The following is a 21,927-nucleotide window of genomic DNA, read 5'->3' as shown; positions in this document are numbered from 1 at the left end:
CGCGCGGCCACGAATCGCTGCAGCCGCAGCGGTTCGTGGCGCGAAACGCGCTATTGCCGGGTAGAAACGCCGTGCCCGCACAATTCGGCCAACACGCTGCCGTCGGCGGCGTGACGCACCGAGCGCACGGGGCCCGCGATCCGCCGGCCGTCGTTGCTCATCAGCAGCACGCGATCGACCGTCGAGTAGCCGTCGTAGGTGCCATCGGGCAGGAACCAGTCGAACAACAGGTGCATGCGGTATTGCCGCGTGTTCGGGTTGTACTTCCAGGTGCCGAGGCCTTCGACGCGCACCGGGTTGGGCGGGACGCTTTCGATCATCGTGCCGCCGGCATGGAACTGCAGCGTGTTGCGGATCTGGATCGGATACACGCCGCTGCCGCAGGGCCCCACGGCCGCCTGCGTGCGCCAAAGTCCGACGATGTGGTTGGCCGGCGTGGCCAGGCCGCCGGTGGTCCAGGGGTCGACGGCGAGGGCAGTGGTGGCGGTGGCGGCCGCGACGAGGCCGAGCAGGACGACTTTCAGTGACATGGTCGATCTCCACGGGAGGGCAGGGGCGCCGTTCGGCGCGGGGCGAAGGTCGCCTCCGCTGGCCTGCATCGCCATCGATTTCCGGTGAAAGAATCTGAAATCAGGTGAATCGATGCCTCCCGCGACCGCCCGGCGCTACCGCTTCGCGACGTACCGCCTCGACACCCGGTCCCGGGAACTGCGCGAGGGCGACGGCGCGCCCGTGCCGCTGACGGCGAAGGCCTTCGACACACTCGTCTTCCTGATCGAGCACCGCGACCACGTGGTCTCGCGCGACGAACTGCTGGGTGCGGTCTGGGCCGGGCGCGTCGTCGAGGAAAACACGCTGACCCAGGCGATCGCGGCATTGCGCCGCGCGCTGGGCACGCAAGGCGGAGAGCATCGCTTCATCGTGACGGTGCCGGGGCGCGGGTATCGGTTCGTCGCGGATGTGCAGGACGAGGACATGGCGGAGTATCACGCCATCTCTGCCGTTCCGACGACCGCCAGGCGCGTCCGACGTCCGATGCTCATCGGCGTCGCGCTGCTGCTGGTGGCCGTCATCGGTGGCGTCGCCGCGTGGCGCCTGCGTACACCCGGCGACGTCGAACCTGCGCAGGCGGACGCGACGCTGGCGGTGTTGCCGTTCCGCTCGCTGTCCACCGGTCCGCAGGACGAGATGCTTTCGCTCGGCCTGGCCGATGCGTTGATCACGCGCATCGGCAGTTCGACGTCGCTGCAGGTGCGCTCGCTGGCCTCGAGCCGACGCTTCGGCGATGCCGATCCGCTGGACGCGGGGCGTCGATTGAACGCGCGTTACGTCGTCGAAGGCACGACGCAGCGTGGTGGCGATCGCATCCGGGTGAGCGCACGCCTGATCGATGTGCAGAAGGAGCGGACGCTCTGGTCCGGCACGTTCGACGAACGCTCGGGGAATGTCTTCACGCTGCAGGACACACTCGCCTCGGCGATGACCGATGCGCTCGCGCTCACGCGCACGGATGTCGCGGTGCACAGCCCGTGCGACGGCGAGAACGCGGTGGCCTATCGCGCTTATCTCGCGGGTCGCTATCAACTGGATCGGCCGAGCGGACCGCGCATGCGACAGGCGCTGTCTTCTTTCCATCGCGCCATCGACCTGGATCCGACGTGCGCGCGCGCCTATGCGGGCATGGCGTATGCGTATCGCGCCTCGGTGATGACCGGCGACGCCGATCCGCGCGAGGCCTTCCCGCTGGCGCAGGCCGCCATTGGGCGCGCGCTGGCCATCGATCCGCGGCTCGCCGAAGCGTATTCGTCGCGGGGTTTCGTGCAGTTCTGGTACGACTGGGATTGGCAGGCCGCAGAGGCGTCGCTGAAGCACGCGATCGAACTCAACCCCAGCCTGGCCGAGGCGCACCTGGCCTACGCACACTTGTTGTCGAACATCGGGCGCCACCAGGAATCGGCGGTGCAGGCCAGGCAGGCTTATGCGCTGAATCCGCTGTCGCCGCTGGTCGGCATGTTGTCGTCCTCCTTCCTCGACGAGGCCGGTTTCGCGAACGAGGCGCAACGCATTCGCAAGAGCGCGCTCGAGATCGAACCGGACTACTGGGTCCCCATGGTCGGGCGCGGCATGATGAAGATCCAGCAGGGCGATCGCGCGGGCGGGCTGGCGCAGATTCGCCGCGCGGTGGTGTTGTGCGCCGATTGCTCGCTCGCGCTCGCCGGGCTCGTGCAGGGTGAGTTGGCCGCGGGGGATCGCGCGGCTGCCGAGCGCATCCGCGATGCGCTCGATGCACGCGCGCGCACCGGCTACATCCCCGGAAGCAACCTGGCGATCGTCTACAACGCGCTCGGCGATAGTGAAGGGGCGTTGGCGCAACTCGAGCGTGGCTATCGCGAACGCGACGTGCGCATGACCTTCCTCGCCGCCGATCCGACCTGGGACAACCTGCGCAAGGACGCGCGGTTCGCCGCGTTGATGGCGCGCATGAACTTCACCGGCGACCGCGCGATGGATCCACCGCCCACGCCGGCGCCCGGTCAGAAGGAATACGTGATCGACAGCGCGAAGGTGCGCGGCGCACCGTAGTAGGCGGTCCCCAGGCCGATGTAAGGCAGCCAGAAGCTCCCCGTTCGATACACCTTGTCGGAAAGGTTCTGCCCGATCAGCGCGACTTCCCAATCGTGTTGCGGTGATTGCCAGGTCAGCGACGCGTTCCACACCGTGTGCCCAGGCTGCAGGACTTGCGGGTCGACGTCGGTCGTCGGATACAGCGCGCCCTGGTAACTGACGTCGAGGCGCGCGTCGAAGGCGCTGCCGCCGGGGAGCGGCCATTCGCCGATCGCGCTTGCGCCTGCCGTCCAATCCGGCGCATTGGGGAAACGCGCGGTATCGGAAATGTCGATGCCACCGCTGATGTATTCGTCGTAGCGCGTGTCCAGATAGGCGGCGTGCCCGAGCAGGCGCAGGGAGTCGCCCATGCGCGCCGACGCCTCGAGTTCGACACCTTGCATCGTGCCTTGGCCCGCGTTGCGGAAATCCCCGAACACATCGTCGATGACGCCGTCGCCATTGCTGTCGTACGGCACCCCTGCGCTGAGCTGGATGTCGCGGTAGTCGGTATGGAACAGCGCGGCATCCAGGGTGATGCGCCCCTCGCGCCATTGCGTCTTCGCGCCGAGCTCGAGCGAGGTGGCGTTCTCATCCTGCAAGGGCAGGGCGGACGACGGCACGGCGACCGTGTCCGCACGGATGTTATAGGTGCCGCCTTTGAAGCCGCGGGTGGCCTGGACGTAATACATCGCCGCATCGGTCGGCTTCCAGGTGAGCGCGATGCGCGGCGAAAACGCATCGAAGGTCGTCGCGTCGTCGAAGTACGCGCGGAATCCGAAGGTGTGCAGGAACGTCGAATCGGTGCCGCGCGTGATCACCGCCGCGCGCTTGTCCTCCTGCGTGTAACGCAGGCCGAGTTCCGCGCTCGTGTGCGCGGTCATATCCCACGTCACATCGGCGTACAGCGCGTTGGTGCGCGTCCAGACGGCGCCGCTGCTGACGCCGAACTGCACGCCGCCGCTGATGACGTATCCGGCGCCGGCGGCTTCGCCATCGGACCAATACAGGCCCGCCACGGCGTGCGCGCTGCCGCGGTTGAATTGCAACTGGAATTCCTGCGAAGTCTGTTCGTCGTGGAAATCGCGATTGAGCGTCGCCAGTGGTTGCGGCAGCGTGTCGAAGTCGATGTAGCCGAAGGAATCGCCCGTGCGGCGCGCGGTGACGGACTTGAAGCGCCAGGTCGCGTCGATTGCCCAATCGACGGTGAGCGCGCCGCCCTGCGCATCGGTGTCGTCGCGGTTCGGGGCATCGCTGCGCACGTCGAAACGGCCGGGATCGGGCGGCGTGTACGGCGGAATCGGACTGGGCAACAAGCGACGCCCGCCCATGACGTGGGAGCGGTCGCGATAGCGATCCCACGCCAGGCGCACGTCGACGCTTTCGGCCGGCAGCCAGTCGAACGTCGCGCGCATCACGCTTGCGTCGCGATCGGAGACGTCTTCGCCCGTGACCAGGTTGGTGCCATAGCCATCGCGCGTGTAGCGGCCGAAGGCGAAGCGGGAACGAAGGGTTTCACCGAAGGGAATGTTGAGCAGCGCCTTTCCGTCGAGGCGATCGTAGCTGCCTGCCGTCACGACCACGTTTCCGGAAAAGTACGGTTCCGGCGCCCGCGTGACGTACTTGATCGCGCCGCCGATGGTGTTCTTGCCGTAGAGCGTCCCCTGCGGCCCGCGCAGCACTTCGATGCGCTCGACATCGAGGATGTCGAGCAACGCGGCCTGTGGTCGCGCGAGATGGACATCGTCGATGTAGATCGCGACCGCCGGTTCGACGCCCCAGACCGGATCGAACTGGCCCACGCCGCGGATGGTCGCCGTCACCGCACTATTGAATGCGCGCGCGTTGTAGAGCACGAGGTTCGGCGTGGCCGCGGACAGCGCGCCCAGGTCCTCGGCCGCGCGCGATCGCAATTCGTTGCCGTCCAGCGACGTGACGGCGATGGGAACGTCCTGCAGATCCTCCGCGCGACGCCGCGCGGTGACGATGACGCGGTCGAGTTCGGTGGGCGTTGCGTTCGCGTCGGTCGTCGCGGGCGCGGCGTCCTGCGCGAACGCAACGCGCGCGAGCGCCATGGCCGCGAGCGGCAAGGCACGTCGTGCGGCGATCCAGCCACGTGTGCGCTCGCGCACGGGACGTCCTCCGAAGCCAGGGGTTCCCCAACAGCCCACTAGCAACGCGGGCTGGCGTCGGCCTCGGCCAGTGGCCCGTGGCGGCGGGCAGTCAGCCGGAGACAGCGCTTGCGGGGATCGCTTCCCGGATGCAGGCCGCGCGGTCCGCGGGATCGGCGTTGTCCGTCTGGCAATCCAGGATCGCCTTCTTCACCGACTTGTCGAAATCGGCGGCGGAGGTCGACTGGCCGCCAAGTTCGCAGATCCGGGCACGCACGAAAGTGTGCGTCGCGGGGTCGAGGTCCTTGAGCGTGTAGACGTCGCGCAGGATCGACCAACCTTGCTTCGTGGGGCCCGACGCAGTGGCGTCCAGCGGCGGCATCTGCGCCGTGAACATCGCCTGCGGAATGCCGCGATCGCGCGCGGTGGCCGCGATTTCCGCCTGGTTTGCGGGTCCTTCGCAGTTTGCTGCCATTGCCGAGCCCGTGACCAGCAGGAGCAGGGACAACCCGATCTTCATGACGCGCATGACTTCCCTTTGATGTGAATAATCGTTACTTGGCAACGACGTTCGTCCCTTGCGGCACGAGATAACACGCCGCCGCCTTCTTGCACGCATCGGCCTGGATTTCCGCCAACTGCCGCGCAAGGTACTGCTCGGGCGACAGGCCCATCTTGTTGCGATAGGCATTGTCGGCGTCGGCCTTGGCTTCCTGCTCCAGCTTGCGCTGCTGTTCGGCGATCGTCGCGGCGACCAGCGTGAGGTTGCGCTGCTGCTCGGCGGCGGTGTTGTTCATCTGCTGCAGCACGTTCTCGTTCGGCTTGGCCTTGCCGAGGTTGACCGCCATCACTTCCACGCGGATGCCCGAGGCCTTGACCAGTTCGCGCAGTTGCTCGGTCACTTCCTGGTCGACCTTCTCGGCGGCCACGGGGTCGGACATCATCTGCGCCATCTTCTCCGACTTGACCGCCTTGCGGACGATCGAGTTGTAGGGCGAGAGCACGTTGTTTTCCCACCACTGCGGGCCGAAGCGCTTCAACGTGTCCGCCGCGTCGATCACGCGCAGCTGCACGCTGGTGTCGAAGTCGAGCAGGATGTTGTCCATCGAAGACAGATCCTGGAACGGCACGTGCAGGGTCTGCGGCGCGGTGGTGACGTAGATGATCGTGGTGGACGCCCACGTCATGTCGCGGCCTTCGGTCAGCACCTCGGGGCGGATGCCTTCGTGGCCGACGAACCACGGACGGTCCTGGTAGACCGCCACGTTGCCAGGGTCGGGCTGGGCGACGGTGCAGCCGACGCCGAGGACGGCCATGGTCGGCAGGAAGGCGAGCAGCATGAAACGACGTGCAGGAACGGTCACTTGGTTTCCCCCGGGGATGAATCGACAAGTCGTGCCGCGGCGGCGTCGACTTGGATAGAGTGCGCAGGCTACCGGAGGGCGCGAATGCAGCACAATCGTTTGAAGGCGATTGCGAGGGAAGCACGCGCCGCTACCATGTCGAACCTTTCATCGCGGGGAAGCGACAAACGCTGAGCTCACCCTGTTGAAAATCGTTCACCCCTGACCGCCGCGCCTCGAGTGCGGCGTTGTGCGGACTAAGCCATCGTTCCGCAGCTGCGGTCAGGAGTGAACATGAATGGATCGACGCGCGCCGCGCTCGCATGCGCATGCGCAGGGATCGTGGCGGCGGTTGCGTTCGCTGCATTTCGCGATGGCGACGCAACGCGTACACCAGCCGCGGCACGAAGCGCAGTCGTGACACCGCGCACGCCGAACGCGCCGGGCGCGCCATCGCGCGTGACCGGCACGATCGCGGAGATCCTGAGTTCTCCGACAGGCCCGCTCTCGGTCGAGCCCACCGTGCCGCGACCCGACACCAAACCATGCGTCGTGACGCTGTTCACCGACGAGAACCTGATGGGGTATCCGGGTTTCGACTACAGCCCGCCGGCGGGTTGCCCGCGTCCGTGGTCGAAGGTCGTCCTCGAGATGGACATGACGCCGGTTCGCCGCACCGGCACCATCGCCAACATCAAGATTTCGCTGGATGGTGGCGGTGAGTTCCTCGGTTCCACGTTCTATTCGCGCCACTGGGACCTCTTCGTCGGCGCGCCGCAGATCAGTGCGTCCACGCCCAGGTGGCACGTCGAACGCGATCTCACGCACTACGCAGCCTTGCTGGCCGAACCCGAAGACCTCTTCGGTTCGGTCTCGCACACCTGGGACAACAGCGGCGTCGGCATCGACGACGACGAAGTGCACGGCAGCGCGCGCATCCTGTTCTATCCGCCGAGCGTCGCCAATCCCGCACCGCGCGTTCCCGACGAAGTGCTCGCGGATCAGTTCCCGTACCTGATGCCGCGCAACATCGTGCGCGCCTACGTGGAGGTGATCGCGCAAGGGAACGACGACACCGACTCGGTCACCAGCGATCGCTACTGGTACACCTGCTTGCCGGATCGCGTGCTGGCGACGCATCCGGGCTTGCTGAATCCCTTCGCCATCGGCGATGTCTGGGGCGGCGTGCTCAGCAGCTCGAACAACGGTTGCGGGGGCGGCAGTTACCGGCAGGTGATCGTGCTGATCGACGGCGTGCCGGTGGGCACCGCGCCATTGATGCCGTGGTTGCCGAACAACGTGCATCGGCGGTTCCCCGACACGCTCGATCCGCCGCTGCCCGCCGTGCAGGCACTCAATTTCATGCCGTACCACGTGGACGTCACGCCCTTCGCCGCGCTGCTCAATTCCGGCACGCGCCACATGTTGACGCTGCGCATGTTCGGCGACACCGGGGGCACTTTCGCGTCGAACCAGACGCTGAGCGGGAAGATGTTCATCTATCGCGATCCCAAGCTGGCGATCGTGCCGGGAAAACTCACCGCCTACGTCATGGAGCCCGCGATCGCCAGCCCGACGGGTGCGCAATCGTTCACGCGCACGGGCGACGTGCTGCAGGGCACGGTGGTCACGCACAACGACCGCACCTGGATGACCGAAGGCAACGTCAACACGAGCGCGGGCCTGATCACCACGCGCGTGTTGGGGCGCAACCGCTTCGACAACTGGCAGGCCCTGTACGTCGATGGCGATACGTATCCGAACTTCCGCGGCTACGCGCAATACACCGTGCTGGACAGCTGGGCCGACCAGGTCAGCGTCCGCATGTCCGGTGCTTCGATCCTCGCGCTCGACGCGCGCTCGCTCCATCAGCCCTTGCAGCTGTACTACGCGTTGACCGGCCACATGGAGCCGACGGACGAGGGCGGCTATTGGGGCGCGTATCACCAGGGCGCGGTCGTCGCCGACCAGACCCGCGACATCCGCGCGGAACACTGGCGCGGCGCCGTGCACTACACCAGCAACTTGCACGACCACTTCTACGGGCAGCGCTTCCACGATTTCCTCGCCGGCACCGACAGTGCGTGGCAGACGCAGCGCGAGTACGCGTTCGTCGATTCGCTCGCCAGCTGCTTCCGGGCGAAGAACACTTCGGCGATGGGCGTGCTGGCGACCTCGGAGACCGGCGTGGGGTGCGCCGGCGGGGTCAACGACGTGATCTGGCACGCGCGGCCGGACGGATCGCCGGAGATGATGGGGTGGGCGGAATGAACGCCCTCACCCCCAAGCGTCTAAACTCCGCGTCCCGTTTCCCGCAAAGCACCCAAAGCCCATGGCGCTCAAGGCCACCGTCATCAAGGCCGAGCTCCAGCTCAGCGACCTGGACCGGCACCACTACGCGACGTATCCGCTCACCGTGGCGCAGCACCCTTCCGAGACCGACCAGCGGCTGATGGTGCGGCTGGTCGCCTTCGCGCTGTATGCCGATGAGCGCCTGGAATTCGGCCGGGGCCTGAGCAACGAGGAAGAGCCCGATCTGTGGCGGCGCGATTACACCGGTGAGATCGAGCAATGGATCGATCTCGGGCAGCCGGACGAATCGCGGATCCGCAAGGCCTGCGGCCGCGCGCGGCAGGTGATCGTCGTCAATTACGCCGGTCGCGCCRCCGACTTGTGGTGGGACAAGATTTCCGGCGGGCTCTCGCGCTTGGGCAATCTGACCGTCCTCGACATCGACGGTGCGACGGTCGACGCACTGGCAGCGATGTTCCAGCGCAGCATGCAACTCAACGCGCTGCTCCAGGACGGCGAGCTGCAATTGATGGGCGATGCGGGCACGGTGAACCTGCGCCCGCGCGTGCGCATGGCCCCGGCTGCGAAAGCGGCCTGATCGCGGGCCCCACGCATGAGCGGGCATTTCGACGTCGTGATCATCGGCGGCGGCGCCGCCGGACTGATGTGCGCGTTGACCGCGGGTCGACGCGGCAAGCGCGTGCTGGTCGTCGAACACGCCAATCGTGTCGGCAAGAAGATCCTGATGTCCGGTGGCGGGCGCTGCAATTTCACGAACACCGGCGCCGCGCCCGACAACTATCTGTCCGCCAACCCGCATTTCTGCAAGTCGGCGTTGGCGCGTTACACGCCGCGGCACTTCATCGAGATGGTCGAGCGGCACGGCATCGCGTATCACGAGAAAGAGTTGGGCCAGTTGTTCTGCGATGTCTCCTCGAAGCTGATCGTCAAGATGTTGCTCGACGAATGCGATGCCGCCGGCGTGCGCGTGGACACCAATTGCAGCATCGAGCGCGTGGGGCACGGCGACAGCGACGAAGCGCGCTTCCGCCTGCACACCACGCACGGCGTGTTCTCGGCGCCGGCGCTGGTGGTTGCGTGCGGTGGCTTGTCGATTCCGAGCATGGGCGCCACCGGGTTCGGCTACGAGCTCGCGCGCCAATTCGGCCACGCCGTGTTGCCGACGCGCGCGGGCCTGGTGCCGCTGACGTTGAGCGGCAAACACCAGGAGCGCATGGCCGATCTCAGCGGCGTCGCGTTTCCGGTGACGGCGCAGTGCAACGGGACCAGCTTCAGCAACTACTTGCTGATCACGCATCGCGGCGTCAGTGGTCCCTCGATCCTGCAGATTTCTTCGTTCTGGCAACCCGGAGACGACTTGCGCCTGGATCTGTTGCCGGGGCGGGATGCATTGGAAGCGCTGCAACACTGGCAGCGCGATCGCCCCGCCGCCGAACTCAAGACGGTGCTCGGCGACGTGCTGCCCAAGCGTTTCGCCCAACGGTTGTGCGAGCACTGGTTGCCCAATCGGCCGATGAAACAGTTCAACGCGCCGCAGTTGCGGGAGATCGCGCAAGTGCTCGGCGACTTCGCGCTCGTGGCGAGCGGCACCGAGGGCTATCGCACCGCGGAAGTCACGCTCGGTGGCGTCGACACCGACGGACTCTCGTCCAGCACCATGCAATCCAAGCGGGTGCCCGGCCTGCATTTCATCGGCGAAGTCGTCGATGTCACCGGTTGGCTGGGCGGCTACAACTTCCAGTGGGCCTGGGCCTCGGGGCATGCCGCCGGCAACGCGGTGTAGGGCGCGCCCCAGCCCGCCTGAACGGGATCGGCGCCGCTTTCACCTCCCTTTCCCAAGCTCAGCGGAAGAGTACGTGCCCCTGCACCCTCCCGCGGACGTCCCTGCATGCCGGCTCGCCAGCCCCGTCGCCGCTTCCTCGCCGCTCGCATCGCGGCCGCCCTGGCCCTGATCCCCGCGGTCGGACTGCTCACCGCAGCCACGCCGGTCGACGGGTTCAACGGCGATCCCGATCGCCTCGTCCTGGTCAACGTGCACTGGGCCAACCGGGCGCAGCTGCAGCAGATCGCCGGCCGCTTCGACCATTTGCGGATCGACGAGAAGCGCCACGTCGCGCAGGTGGAGGCCAACGCGGCCGACCTGGCGATGCTGCGCGGCATGGGCCTGCGCGCGGAAATCGACGCCGCCGCCACGCAGAAGATGCGCATGGGCGAGTCGAAGATGGCGAAGGCACTGGCAGGGCAGGCGACCCTGACCTCGCAGAACGCCATTCCCGGATTCGTGTGCTATCGCACGGTCGAGGAAACCTATTCCACGATGGACCAGCTCTCGGCGAGCTATCCCTCGCTCGCCAGCGTGGTCGACATCGGCCCGACATGGACGTGGGCGAAGACCGGCGGTGCGCAGGGCTATCGCATGCGCGTGCTGCGCCTGAACAACGCCGCCACCGACGCGACGATCCCCAACAAGCCGAACATGGTCGTGCTCGCCGCCATCCATGCGCGCGAATACACCACCGCCGAACTCACCACGCGCTTCGCCGAATGGTTGGTCAAGGGCTACGGCACCGACCCCGAAGCGACGTGGATGCTCGACAACTTCCGCTTCCACTTCCTGCTGCAGGCAAATCCGGATGGGCGCAAGAGGGCCGAGTCCGGCATTTCCTGGCGCAAGAACACCGACACCGACAACGGCCCGTGCAGCGCGAATGCCTACGGCGTCGACCTCAACCGCAACTTCGGTTGGAGCTTCGGCACGGTGGCCAATGGTTCCAGCCCCGATCCTTGCAACGTTACCTACCGCGGCCCGTCGGCGCAGTCGGAAAACGAAGTGGCGAACGCGGTGCGCTACATTCTCGGCACCCCGGGCGCGGGCGGCACTTACAGCGGCGGCATCTTTCCCGACCGTCGCACCGACACGGGCATGGCGCCGGCGGACTATCGCGGCATGTTCCTCGATATCCACAGCTTCTCGCAGTTGGTGCTGTGGCCGTGGGCGAACACCCAGACCAACGCGCCGAATGGGCCGGCGTTGCGCACCCTCGGCCGCCGCCTGGCGTATTTCAACAACTATCGCCCGGTGCAATGGATCGGCATGTACGCGGCCGATGGCACCAATACCGACACCGTGTACGGCGTCAGCGGCGCGCCGAGTTACACCATCGAGTTGGGGCAGGAATTCTTCGAAGACTGCTCGACGTTCGAATCCTCGACCTATCCGCAGAATTTCAACGCGCTCAAATACGCGGCGCGCAACCTGATGAATCCCTACACCTCGCCGGGCGGGCCGGATACCACGTCGGTCGGTGCCTCCGCGAAATCGGTCGAGCGCGGACAGGCCTTCGCGGCCTCGGCGTGGTTCGACGACACGCGTTACAACCAGAGCAATGGCGCCGAAGCCGTGCAAGCCGTCACCAGCGGCGCGGCCTACCTGGATGCCGCGCCCTGGGCGAGCGGCGCGGCGCCGCTGGCGATGCGCGCGGTCGATGGCGCCTTCAACACCTCGCGTGAGCAGTCGGTGGTCAACATCGCCACGAGCGCGCTGTCCTTCGGGCGCCACGTGGTGTACGTGCGCGGCACCGATGCCTCGGGGCAGTTCGGGACGCCGAGCGCGGTCTACTTCACCGTGCGCCACCACATGCCCGACGACGACTACGACGCCGACCGCAGCTCCGATGCGTTCTGGCACAGCAACACGGGCCAGAACCAGATCTGGCGCCGCGCGAACAAAGCCACGGTGACCGCGGTGACTTCCACTGCGGCGGGCTGGCGCCTGGCCGGGCAGGGCGATTTCGATGGCGACGGACATTCGGATCTGTTCTGGCGCCAATCCTCCAGTGGGCAGAGCGTGATCTGGCGCTCGGGCAACAGCGCCGCGACGATCGCGGTCAAGACCGTCGGCGCCGGTTGGGAACCCGCGGGCTTCGGCGATTTCAACGCCGACGGCCGCACCGACGTGTTGTGGCACAACCCCAACAATTCCAACAGTCTGTGGCTGTCGGGCAATGCGGCGACGCCGCGCGCGGTCGCCTCGGGCAGCGCAGGCTGGACGATCGTCGGCGTGGGCGATTTCAATGGCGATGCCAGCGCCGACATCCTGTGGCGCAATACCAACACCGGCGCGAACGTCATCTGGCGATCGGCGAACAGCGCCACCGCGCAGGCGATCTCTTCCACGAACCTGGACTGGAAAGTCGTGGGCATCGGCGACTTCGATGCCGACGGCGCGTCCGACATTCTCTGGCGCAACACCGCGACCGGGCAAAACACGATCTGGCGCGCGGGCAACAGCGCAACGACGATCGCGGTGGCGACCGTATCCACGGCGTGGCGCGTGGCGAACGTGGCCGACTACGATGGCGATCGCTTCGCGGACATTTTCTGGCGCCACCCGCAGAGCGGGCAGAACGTGATCTGGAAGAAGGGCTCCAACGCAACGACGCAGGCCGTGGCGGCGGTCAACCCCGCGTGGTCGCTGGCGCCGTACGAGAACCAGTCGTACTAGGCGCTCAGAGCGTTCCCTTCAACCACGCCAGCGCATGCCGGCGTTCGTGGAATCGCCGAAGGGTGAAGTGCGCGGCTTCGCCGGCCTGCAGCATCGGCCCGTCGTAATCGTCGGGCGGATTGAGCAGCGCGATGCGCGCACCGCGCGGGAAGGTCGATTGCTGCCAGGCTTCGCGAACGGCATCGACGTGCTCGGCATCGACCGGGCCGGTCGGCATCGCGCGCGTGAAGTCGATCAGCAACTGCTTGACCCAGCCATCCTTCAGGCGCTGCTGCATCTCATGCACCGCGCGCACGCGCACGCGGTGATCGATTTCACCGATGTAGCAAACTTCGAACAACTTCGCGTCATCGGACAGGCGCAGCAGCGTGGTCATCAAGGGATGGTTGCCCGGGGAGACTGAACCTCATTTGACGCAAGCAGCCCCGGCCAGCGGCCACTCGCCACGCGCAGTCAGAGCCGCCCGCGCAACCACGCCAATGCATGCGACCGGTCATGGAAGCGCCGGCCCACGAAATGCGCCGACACGCGCCCCACCTGGATGGCCTCGTCGTCGTATTGCGCCGGCGGGTTGAGGAAGGCGATGCGCGAGCCGCGCGGGTAGGTCGCGCGCGAGAGGGTCTTGCGGAAGTGCTCGACCTGCTCCTGTTCGGGGGTGTCCACGGTCCAGGCGTCGGTGAAGTCGATCAGGATCTGTTTGACCCAGCAATCCTTCAGCCGCCGCTGCGTGCCCTCCACGGCGCGCGTGCGCGTCGCGTAGTCGAGTGCGCCGACGTAGCGCACTTCGAACAGGCGCGCGTCGTCGGAGAGGCGGAAGAGGATGGTCATCCCGCCATTTTAGCCGGGGCTGCCGAAACGCCGACCGGACTAATGGCATTGGACAGGTGTGGTTCGGGTGGATCTCGGGTGTCGATTCGTACTTGGTTCACAGAATTGGGGTTGGGTCCGGTAGTAAAGCCCGCCTGGAACCGATTGGCGCGCCGCCGGGAACGTGGAGAGTTCCAAATTTTTTTGGGAAAAAAATTTGAAACTCTCCACGCTGCGGCATCACCTTGCGGGTCGCTTCGATCAAGGGGCTTTCGCTGGGGCAGTGGTTGGGGGCTGCAAAGCGAGCTTTGCAGACAGCCGATCATTGAGAGCGGGGTGGCTTTGCGCTTTGTGAGAACGATCGGCTTCCTGCAAAGCTTTGCTTTGCAGCCCCCAATGAACGCTCGGGCGGAAGCCCCTTGATCGAAGCGACCACGAATGGTGATGCCCCAGCGTTGATGGTTTCAAATTTTTTTCCCAAAAAAATTTGGAACCATCAACGTTCGGGCGACGCGCCAATGACTTTCAGGCGGGCCTTACTACAAACCCCTCTCCCGCAACACGAGAGAGGGGCCAGCCAAAGTCAGCTCTTGAAAAACGCCAGCAGATCCTTGTTGATCACGTCCGCATGCGTCGTCGCCATCCCGTGCGGGAACCCCTTGTAAACCTTCAGCGTCCCGTTCTTCAGCAACTTGCTGGACAACAGCGCAGAATCCGCGATCGGCACGATCTGATCGTCGTCCCCGTGCATCACCAACGTCGGCACCGTGATGCTCTTGAGATCCTCGGTGAAATCCGTTTCCGAGAACGCCTTGATGCACTCGTAATGCGCGTTCGTCGCACCCATCATCGACTGCCGCCACCAATTCTGGCGGACCGATTCGATGATCGGCGTGCCCTCGCGATTGAAGCTGTAGAAAGGAATCGGCACGTTCCAGTACAACTCCGCGCGATTCGCGGCCAGATCCTTGCGGAACCCATCGAACACCTCGATCGGCGTCCCGCCCGGATTCTTGTCCGACTTCACCATGATCGGCGGCACCGCGCCGAGGATGGCGAGCTTGGCCACGCGATCCTTGCCGTGCTTCGCCACGTAATGCACCGCTTCGCCACCACCGGTCGAATGCCCGACGTGGATCGCATCGCGCAGGTCGAGTTTCTGCACCAGCGCGGCGACGTCGGCGGCGTAGGTGTCCATCTCGTGGCCACCGGAAGTCTGCGTCGAGCGACCGTGCCCGCGGCGGTCGTGCGCGATGACGCGGTAACCCTGCAGCAGGAAGAACTGCATCTGCGCGTCCCAGTCGTCGCCCGACAGAGGCCAGCCGTGGTGGAAGACGATGGGTTGGCCCTGGCCCCAGTCCTTGTAGAAGATCTGGGTGCCGTCCTGGGTGGTGACATGGGACATGTGCGTTTCCTCGGGTTAGTCGCGTGGGGCGACACCGGTAACGTAATCCCGCGGGGTGACCATCGGTAGCCTTTGCGCGTGATGCAATGCATTGCGCACAGCGCATCAATGAAACGGATGAGTGAAACTCAGGCGACCTGCAGGGAATGGTGCGCGCGGATGCGGGCGAGCTTCTGCGGATTGCGCTGCACGTAGACGCGCTGGATGCGTTCGCCGTCGCTGACGAAGGATTGCGCCGACTCCAGTTCGCCATCCAGGTAGCGCAGCACGCCGATGGTGCCGTTGATTTCCGCAAGCTCGATGCGCAGGCCGTTTTCGGCGCGGCGCAAGGTCGGCGCGAACAACAGCCGCGCGACGCGCTCGCCGCCGACCAGCGGCTTCGGGAAACTGTTGACGAAGCCGCCGCCGTCGCCGACGAGCACCGCCGATTCGGACATCATGTCCTTCAAGCCGGTGAAGTCGCCGCGCGAGAGCGCATCGGCGAAGCGGCGCATCAGGCTCTGGTGGGCCTGGTCGGTCACCAGGTAACGCTTGCGGTCTTCGGCCAGTTGCCGCTTGGCGCGATGCACGATCTGGCGCGTCGCCGCTTCGGTCTTGCCGAGGGTTTTCGCGATGTCCGCGTAGTCGGCCTCGAAGACTTCATGCAGCAGGAACGCGGCGCGCGCGTCGGGCGCGAGGCGTTCGAGCACGGTGAGGAAGGCGATCGACAGGTCGTGGGAGATCTCGTTCACCTGTTCGGGCGTAGCGGGGCCGTCGGTGAGGACCGGCTCGGGCAACCACATGCCGACGTATTGTTCGCGTTGCACGTGCGCCGCGCGCAGGCGGTCGATGGCGCGGCGCGTCGTGGCGGCGATCAGCCAGGCTTCGGGGTTGTCGATTGCAGCCTTGTCGGCTTCGTGCCAGCGCAGCCAGACGTCCTGCACGATGTCTTCGGCTTCCGCCGAAGAGCCGAGCATGCGATAGGCCGCGCCCACCAGGCGCGGCCGCAGTTGGCCGAATAGTTCGGTGGCGTCTTCCATTTCGAATCGACGATCTGGAAAGACGCATTGTGACATCCGCGGCGCCGGGCCGGCGCGCCCTCATTCCACGGGAATGAGCGCCGGCTTGCCTTTGTCCTTGATCAGGGTCACGACGAACTTCGCCGGCTTGTCCTGGCTGGCGTTGCGCCCGACGGTGTGGATGTCGTTCGGGCCCTCGTGGAAGGTCTGGCCCGGCCCCAGCGGGACTTCGGGCTGGCCTTGCACGCCCAGCACGATGTTGCCTTCGAGCACGTAGACGAAAGCGTGCGCGTCGTGGCGATGCTTGTGTTCGACGGCGCCCGGCGGATATTCGACGAGCAGCATCAGCGCTTCCTTGCCGGGCGCGTCGGGCAACGGCTGAGTCATGAGCGGCGTGACCTTGGGCCCGGGCGGCGCGCCGTTACTTGCCGATTGCGATGCGGACACGACGCCGATCCCCAGGCCGGCCGTCAGCAGCAGGGAGACGAGGGTGCGGGTGCGCATGGTGGCTCTCCGATCAGGACAGGTTGGCGCGCGTCAAACCGTAGGCCTTGTCCATCGATCCGGGCACGGCGGTGAAACCGACGCTGATGCGGTTCCATGCGTTGATCGTCACGATGCAGTAGGTCAGGTCGGCCAATTCTTTCTCCGTCAGGTGCTCGCGCACCGCGTCGAAGGTCGCCTGCGGCACGCCGTGCGGCGGCAGCGTGGTGAGGGCTTCGGTCCACTCCAGCGCGGCGCGCTCGCGCGGGGAGAACAGCGGCGATTCGCGCCACACCGCGATGTGGTACAGCCGCAGCGGCCGTTCGCCGTGGATGGTCGCTTCCTTGCTGTGCATGTCGACGCAGAACGCGCAGCCGTTGATCTGCGAGGCGCGGATATTGATGAGGTCGATGATCGCCGTTTCGATCGCGCCCTTGTGGGCGAGCAGGCTGACTTCGGCGAACTTCTTGGTCAGCTCCGGCGAGATGGCGTTGTAATCGAGGCGCAGGGACATGGCGATGGTTCCATCGTGAAGATGGGATGCAATCTAGGCCCGGCACGGCGCGCGCGGTAGCCGTTCGTCCGGATACGGGCTGTTGCGTACGTTGCATCAATCGCCTGTCACAGGTGCGTGCGCCCAATCGTCTTCCCGGCATGGACCAGCCTCCCTCAGCACGCGTGTGGTCCGAATTCCTCGCTGTGCTGGCGCAATTGCCGCCGGTGACGCGCGTGGTGTTCCTGCTGCACGCGGTGTTCGATGCGAGCGATACGGAAGTCGAACGCCTGACCGGCGTGCACAGGGACGACTGCGCACGGCACCTGGCGGAGGCGCGACGCGTCGTGCGTGCATTTGCGCGCGCGGAAACCGATTCGAAAGGTGAGACCCCATGAGTCCTTTGTTGCAGGCGCACGACCCGGCGCACGATCTGCTCACCCACAGCCTGTCGACGAGTTATGCAGGCGTGGTGGCTTTCCTCGCGGTGGCGACCGAAGGCAGTTTTGCGCGCGCGGCCGACCGGCTCGGCATCGGCCGGTCGGCGGTGAGCCGCAGCGTGCAGAAACTGGAAGGGCAGTTGGGTGCGCGCTTGTTCTCGCGCACCACGCGTTCGACTTCGCTGACCGCCGAAGGCGAACGCTTCTACGACGGCTGCCGTCCCGGCGTGGAGCGCATCCTCCTGGCCATGGCGGAAATGCGCGATTTGCGCGAAGGCGCGCCGCGAGGGCAACTGCGGGTGGCGGCGACGTGCGGCTTCGGTCGCAAGGTCGTTGCACCGTTGCTGTCGCGGTTTCGCGCGCTGTATCCGGAGGTCGAAGTCGAACTCGTGCTGGACGAGCGGCCCCAGGACCTGGTCAACGATCGCATCGACGTCGCGTTTCGCGAAGGCGCGCTCGAAGACAGCCAGGTGATCGCCAAACAGTTGATCCCGATGCAACTGGTGGTGTGCGCCTCTTCGGAGTACGCCGCGCGCCGCGGCTTGCCCGAGACGATCGACGATCTCGCGCAACATCCCTGCATCAACCAGCGTGCGGCCAATGGTCGCCTGCAGCCGTGGTGGTTCAAGGTGGAAGGCAAGGCCACGTGCGCCGCGCCGCACGGCGCGCTGACCTTCAACGATGCCGAGCTGTCGCTCGAAGCGGTGTTGCGCGGCGATGGCCTGGCCCAGCTGCCGGCTTACCAGGCGTGCGATGCCTTGCACGACGGCCGCCTGGTGAGCTGCCTGCGCCAGTTCGCACCCGACGATCGCGGTCATTACCTCTGCTATCTCAGCCGCGATCAGTTGCCCAAGCGCGTGCGCGCGTTCATCGACTTCATGACGACGGAGATCCGGCGGATCGACCTCGACACGCTGCCGCGCGATTGGTGCGCGGAAAGCAACACGCTGGCGCCGATCGCGGGGCTACTCGCCAGCGCCAACGATTCCTAGCATCGGCTTTTGTGAACCACACGGAGTGCGCACATGAAAATCCTCGTCATCGGCGGCACCGGACGCATCGGCAGCAAGGTCGTGCAACGCTTGCGCGACCAGGGGCACGAGGTGATCGCAGCCTCGCCGCAGACGGGCGTCGACATTCTCACCGGCAACGGCCTGGAGGCCGCGATGCAAGGGGCGAACGTCGTCGTCGATCTGTCGAATTCGCCGGCATTCGATGAAGCTTCCGCGACGTCGTTCTTCGAGACGGCCGGGAAGAACATCCTGGCCGCCGAGAAGCGCGCAGGCGTCGCGCATCACGTTGCGCTCTCGGTCGTCGGCACCAGCACGCGCGCCAATGGTTACTTCCGCGCGAAGGATGCGCAGGAAGGATTGATCCGCGCATCGGGCATTCCGTACTCCATCGTCCATTCCACGCAGTTCTTCGACTTCCTGCCGGGCATCATCCAGTCGGCGACCGAAGGCGACAGCGTGCGCCTGCCGTCGGCGCTCGTGCAGCCGATCGCGGCGGACGATGTCGCCGATGCCGTCGCGCGCACGGCCTTGCAGCCACCGGCGAATGCGAGCCTCGACATCGCCGGCCCGGAACGCGCACCGCTGTCGGAGCTGGCGCATCGCTTCATGGATCGCGTGAAGGATTCGCGCGACGTCATCGCCGATCCGCACGCGCTGTACTTCGGCGGCGAGCTGACCGACGAAACGCTCGTGCCCGCGGGACAGGCGTGGCAGGGTGCGCTCGATTTCGACCGTTGGTTCGCCCAATCCGACTACGGCAAGCGGAATCCCTCGGCCAACGCATGACCCGGCCCACGCCCCCGTCGACGCAACTGCTGGAAAAGTTCTTCGGTAATGAAGCGCAGCCGTTGTACACGGGGCGCGTGGTCGTCACCGGTGGCGAGGCCGAGCATGGGCGTGCGTCGGGGGTGGTGCATACCGGCGACGGCGCATTGCTCGCGCACCTGCGGCTGCCCGTCGAACTGGGCGGGGAGGGCGGTGGCAGCAATCCCGAGGAGTTGCTCGCCGCGGGCTACGCGGCCTGCTTCCACGGCGTGATGAGCCTGCTCGCCACGCGCTGCGGCCTGGTGGTGCACGAGGCGAGCGTGGAAGCGTCTGTGACCTTCGCGCGCGACCCGATCGACGGCCTGTTCCTGTTGTCGGCGGAGCTGCGCGCGCATCTTCCAGGCGTCGAGCGCGGCCTGGCCGCCGAACTCGTGCGGCAGGCCGAGCGCTTCTGCCCCTACGCAAAGATGTTCCGCCAGGGCATCGAACACACCGTGGTCCTGGCACCCGAACCCCAGGTGTCGCCATGAGTTTGCATTACAGGAAGATCCGCCCGAACAACCGCGTGCTCGCCTGGATCGAGGAACGCCTCCCGCTGTTGTCCTTCACCGCGGCGCACACGACCGACTATTACGCGCCGAAAAACCTCAACCTCTGGTACTACTTCGGCGTGCTGTCGGGCGTGGTGCTCGTCAATCAATTGCTGACGGGCATCTTCCTGCCGATGCATTACACGCCCTCGGCGGCGGGCGCGTTCGATTCGGTCGAGCACATCATGCGCGACGTGGAGTGGGGTTGGCTGATCCGCTACATGCACTCCACGGGCGCGTCGCTGTTCTTCATCGTGGTCTACCTGCACATGTTCCGCGGACTGCTGTACGGCTCGTACAAGAAGCCGCGTGAGCTGGTGTGGATCCTCGGGATGGTGGTGTACCTCGTGCTCATGGCCGAGGCCTTCGTCGGTTACGTGCTGCCCTGGGGCCAGATGTCGTTCTGGGGGGCGAAGGTGATCATCTCCTTGTTCGGCGCCATTCCCGTGGTGGGCCACGGACTGACCGAATGGATCATGGGCGACTACCTGCCGGGCGACGCGACACTCAACCGGTTCTTCGCGCTGCATGTCATCGCCTTGCCACTGGTGCTGTTGCTGTTGGTGGTGATGCATATCCTGGCGCTGCACGAAGTCGGATCGAACAATCCCGAGGGCGTGGAGATCGGCGACACGCCGGGCCCCGACGGCAACCCGCTCGACGGCATTCCGTTCCATCCGTATTACTCGTTCGAAGACCTGATGATCACCAGCGTGTTCCTGGTCTTCGCGGCCTTCGTGATCTTCTTCGTGCCGACCTTCGGCGGCTGGTTCCTCGAGCACGACAACTTCGCGCAGGCCAATCGCCTGGTCACGCCCGAACACATCAAGCCGGTGTGGTACTTCACACCGTTCTACGCGATGTTGCGGGTGATCCCGCACAAGCTGCTCGGCGTCGTGGTGATGTTCGGCGCGATCGGTGCGCTGTTCGCGATGCCGTGGCTGGATCGCGGGAAGGTGCGGTCGATCCGGTATCGCGGGCTTGGGTACAAGGTCGCGCTGGGGATGTTCGCAGTGGCGTTCGTGTTGCTCGGTGCGATCGGTGCGGGTGCGGCCACGCCGGCGATCGCGGCGGTGATGGGGCAGGGCGCGAATGTCGCTGCCGTCGAGAACGGCCTGGGGCGCGTGCTGGTCGCCGCGTACTTCGGGTTCTTCGTTTTCCTGTGGGCGTACACCGCGTTCGGAATCGAGCGAACCAAGCCCGTGCCGGTGCGCGTGGCCTCCGTCTGAATTGTCTTCAGGCGATCCAGCCTTTTCGGGCCGGACGAGAGTGGATGGGACGGTATCGTCGCCGCCGTCCTTCCCTTCTTGGAGCTTACTCATGAAGCTGCGTAGCAACTTCCTGGCTGCGGCGTTGCTCGCTGTCGCCGCCCCGGTGGCCATGGCCCAGAGCACGGCCGATATCGCCATCAGCGGCACGCTCGTGCCCGGCGCGTGCACGATCACGCTGGGCAATGGCGGGGTCGCGGATATCGGACAGATTCCCACCAGTGCGCTGTCCAGTTCGGGCCCGACCCTCAGGCCGAGAGTGACCGTCCCGACGCATGTGGTTTGCACGGGGCCGACCGTCATTGCGCTGACCGCCACGGACAATCGGGCCGCGACGTTGGGCCCCGACTTCGGCGCCACGCCCATGGCGTACGGCATGGGCTTGACCACGGCCGGCAAACCGATCGGCGGATTCCATCTCGTGATGGCCAACCCGATGGTCGATGGCGCCCCCTCGTCGGTGGTCGAGAGTTACGACCTGGTCACGTGGATCCCCCTCACCCCTTCCGCGTACTGGCGGAAGAACAACGACGTCACCACTGCGCGCTATCGCGCATTCGGCGTGCCGAGCGCCCGCCCGGTGGCGGTCACGACCGCCTCTTTCGACCTCCAGGTCGAACCGGGGATCGACACCCTCCCCGCATTGGCACTCACGACGGATGCGCCGGTCGACGGCAGCGCGACCCTGGAAATCATCTACCTGTAACGCGTTTTTGCAGCGGCCCGGCCTACGGGCCGCTGCCTTTGCGTCCCCGGGTCGACAGGGGAGCGCTGGTGTCTTTCCGAGGAT

22 protein-coding genes are annotated in these 21,927 nt (G+C 66.1%); 12 read left to right on the top strand and 10 right to left on the bottom strand.

The window, feature by feature from the left end; genetic code table 11:
• Positions 1–50 precede the first annotated feature (50 nt).
• The gene (locus tag AC1DOM_RS11525) at positions 51–530 is read right to left on the bottom strand and encodes a hypothetical protein (RefSeq protein ID WP_498963389.1); all 480 of its coding nucleotides are present in this window, start codon (positions 528–530) and stop codon (positions 51–53) included.
• A gap of 112 nt (positions 531–642) precedes the next feature.
• Between AC1DOM_RS11525 and AC1DOM_RS11520 the strand changes: the two genes are divergently transcribed.
• A complete protein-coding gene (locus AC1DOM_RS11520; protein ID WP_498963387.1) occupies positions 643–2,583 on the top strand; it encodes a winged helix-turn-helix domain-containing tetratricopeptide repeat protein in 1,941 nt (646 codons plus the stop codon).
• Here the strand turns inward: AC1DOM_RS11520 and AC1DOM_RS11515 are convergent.
• The 3 genes from AC1DOM_RS11515 to AC1DOM_RS11505 form a co-directional block, all read right to left on the bottom strand.
• Positions 2,535–4,736, bottom strand: a complete 2,202-nt coding sequence (locus tag AC1DOM_RS11515; protein WP_498963385.1) for a TonB-dependent receptor — start codon at positions 4,734–4,736, stop codon at positions 2,535–2,537. The two genes, AC1DOM_RS11520 and AC1DOM_RS11515, sit on opposite strands and share 49 nt — an antisense overlap.
• A 91-nt stretch (positions 4,737–4,827) precedes the next feature.
• Entirely contained in the window at positions 4,828–5,244 is a 417-nt protein-coding gene (locus AC1DOM_RS11510) for a hypothetical protein (RefSeq protein WP_498963383.1), read from the bottom strand.
• Between the two features lie 25 nt (positions 5,245–5,269).
• The gene (locus tag AC1DOM_RS11505) at positions 5,270–6,031 is read right to left on the bottom strand and encodes an SPFH domain-containing protein (protein WP_498963480.1); all 762 of its coding nucleotides are present in this window, start codon (positions 6,029–6,031) and stop codon (positions 5,270–5,272) included.
• A 325-nt stretch (positions 6,032–6,356) separates the two neighbouring features.
• Here AC1DOM_RS11505 and AC1DOM_RS11500 point away from each other — a divergent pair, with 325 nt between their 5' ends.
• The 5 genes from AC1DOM_RS11500 (at position 6,357) to AC1DOM_RS11480 (ending at position 12,875) form a co-directional block, all read left to right on the top strand.
• Complete coding sequence (locus AC1DOM_RS11500) at positions 6,357–6,479, top strand: hypothetical protein (protein WP_498963381.1); 123 nt, start codon at positions 6,357–6,359, stop codon at positions 6,477–6,479.
• Positions 6,476–8,329, top strand: a complete 1,854-nt coding sequence (locus AC1DOM_RS11495; RefSeq protein WP_498963379.1) for a hypothetical protein — start codon at positions 6,476–6,478, stop codon at positions 8,327–8,329. Before AC1DOM_RS11500 ends, AC1DOM_RS11495 begins: the two co-directional genes overlap by 4 nt.
• A 61-nt stretch (positions 8,330–8,390) precedes the next feature.
• Positions 8,391–8,948 (top strand): YaeQ family protein, encoded by a 558-nt coding sequence (locus AC1DOM_RS11490; RefSeq protein ID WP_498963377.1) that lies wholly within the window; start codon positions 8,391–8,393, stop codon positions 8,946–8,948.
• A gap of 15 nt (positions 8,949–8,963) precedes the next feature.
• Positions 8,964–10,154: a BaiN/RdsA family NAD(P)/FAD-dependent oxidoreductase gene (locus AC1DOM_RS11485; RefSeq protein ID WP_498963375.1), complete on the top strand. Its 1,191-nt coding sequence runs from the start codon at positions 8,964–8,966 to the stop codon at positions 10,152–10,154.
• 105 nt (positions 10,155–10,259) lie between these two features.
• Positions 10,260–12,875, top strand: a complete 2,616-nt coding sequence (locus AC1DOM_RS11480; protein ID WP_498963373.1) for a M14 family zinc carboxypeptidase — start codon at positions 10,260–10,262, stop codon at positions 12,873–12,875.
• Between the two features lie 4 nt (positions 12,876–12,879).
• On the opposite strand, the gene AC1DOM_RS11475 is transcribed toward AC1DOM_RS11480, so the two are convergent.
• The 6 genes from AC1DOM_RS11475 to AC1DOM_RS11450 all read right to left on the bottom strand — a co-directional run bounded on the left by AC1DOM_RS11475 (position 12,880) and on the right by AC1DOM_RS11450 (position 17,082).
• Positions 12,880–13,251, bottom strand: coding sequence for a hypothetical protein (locus AC1DOM_RS11475; protein WP_498963371.1), 372 nt, complete (start codon positions 13,249–13,251; stop codon positions 12,880–12,882).
• Positions 13,252–13,328: 77 nt separating this feature from the next.
• The gene (locus AC1DOM_RS11470; RefSeq protein ID WP_498963369.1) at positions 13,329–13,703 is read right to left on the bottom strand and encodes a hypothetical protein; all 375 of its coding nucleotides are present in this window, start codon (positions 13,701–13,703) and stop codon (positions 13,329–13,331) included.
• A gap of 562 nt (positions 13,704–14,265) precedes the next feature.
• On the bottom strand, positions 14,266–15,087 hold the full coding sequence (locus AC1DOM_RS11465; protein ID WP_498963367.1) for an alpha/beta fold hydrolase: 822 nt from the start codon (positions 15,085–15,087) through the stop codon (positions 14,266–14,268).
• A 128-nt stretch (positions 15,088–15,215) separates the two neighbouring features.
• Positions 15,216–16,106, bottom strand: coding sequence for an RNA polymerase sigma-70 factor (locus AC1DOM_RS11460; protein WP_498963365.1), 891 nt, complete (start codon positions 16,104–16,106; stop codon positions 15,216–15,218).
• A 60-nt stretch (positions 16,107–16,166) separates the two neighbouring features.
• Positions 16,167–16,589: a cupin domain-containing protein gene (locus AC1DOM_RS11455; RefSeq protein WP_498963363.1), complete on the bottom strand. Its 423-nt coding sequence runs from the start codon at positions 16,587–16,589 to the stop codon at positions 16,167–16,169.
• A 13-nt stretch (positions 16,590–16,602) separates the two neighbouring features.
• Positions 16,603–17,082 (bottom strand): carboxymuconolactone decarboxylase family protein, encoded by a 480-nt coding sequence (locus AC1DOM_RS11450; protein ID WP_498963361.1) that lies wholly within the window; start codon positions 17,080–17,082, stop codon positions 16,603–16,605.
• 140 nt (positions 17,083–17,222) lie between these two features.
• Here AC1DOM_RS11450 and AC1DOM_RS11445 point away from each other — a divergent pair, with 140 nt between their 5' ends.
• The 6 genes from AC1DOM_RS11445 to AC1DOM_RS11420 all read left to right on the top strand — a co-directional run bounded on the left by AC1DOM_RS11445 (position 17,223) and on the right by AC1DOM_RS11420 (position 21,843).
• A complete protein-coding gene (locus tag AC1DOM_RS11445) occupies positions 17,223–17,459 on the top strand; it encodes a sigma factor-like helix-turn-helix DNA-binding protein (RefSeq protein WP_498963359.1) in 237 nt (78 codons plus the stop codon).
• A complete protein-coding gene (locus tag AC1DOM_RS11440; protein WP_498963357.1) occupies positions 17,456–18,493 on the top strand; it encodes a LysR family transcriptional regulator in 1,038 nt (345 codons plus the stop codon). Before AC1DOM_RS11445 ends, AC1DOM_RS11440 begins: the two co-directional genes overlap by 4 nt.
• Before the next feature lie 33 nt (positions 18,494–18,526).
• Positions 18,527–19,300 (top strand): SDR family oxidoreductase, encoded by a 774-nt coding sequence (locus AC1DOM_RS11435; RefSeq protein WP_498963355.1) that lies wholly within the window; start codon positions 18,527–18,529, stop codon positions 19,298–19,300.
• Positions 19,297–19,809: an OsmC family protein gene (locus AC1DOM_RS11430; protein ID WP_498963353.1), complete on the top strand. Its 513-nt coding sequence runs from the start codon at positions 19,297–19,299 to the stop codon at positions 19,807–19,809. The genes AC1DOM_RS11435 and AC1DOM_RS11430 overlap by 4 nt, the downstream gene beginning before the upstream one ends.
• A complete protein-coding gene (locus AC1DOM_RS11425) occupies positions 19,806–21,098 on the top strand; it encodes a cytochrome b (RefSeq protein ID WP_498963351.1) in 1,293 nt (430 codons plus the stop codon). The genes AC1DOM_RS11430 and AC1DOM_RS11425 overlap by 4 nt, the downstream gene beginning before the upstream one ends.
• A gap of 91 nt (positions 21,099–21,189) precedes the next feature.
• The gene (locus tag AC1DOM_RS11420; protein WP_498963349.1) at positions 21,190–21,843 is read left to right on the top strand and encodes a DUF1120 domain-containing protein; all 654 of its coding nucleotides are present in this window, start codon (positions 21,190–21,192) and stop codon (positions 21,841–21,843) included.
• The last annotated feature ends 84 nt before the right edge of the window (positions 21,844–21,927 follow it).

It is taken from the genome of Lysobacter sp. P5_B12 (assembly GCF_056400425.1).
The sequence above is the reverse complement of the archived record's forward strand: the minus strand, read 5'-3'. Positions and strand labels throughout refer to the sequence as shown.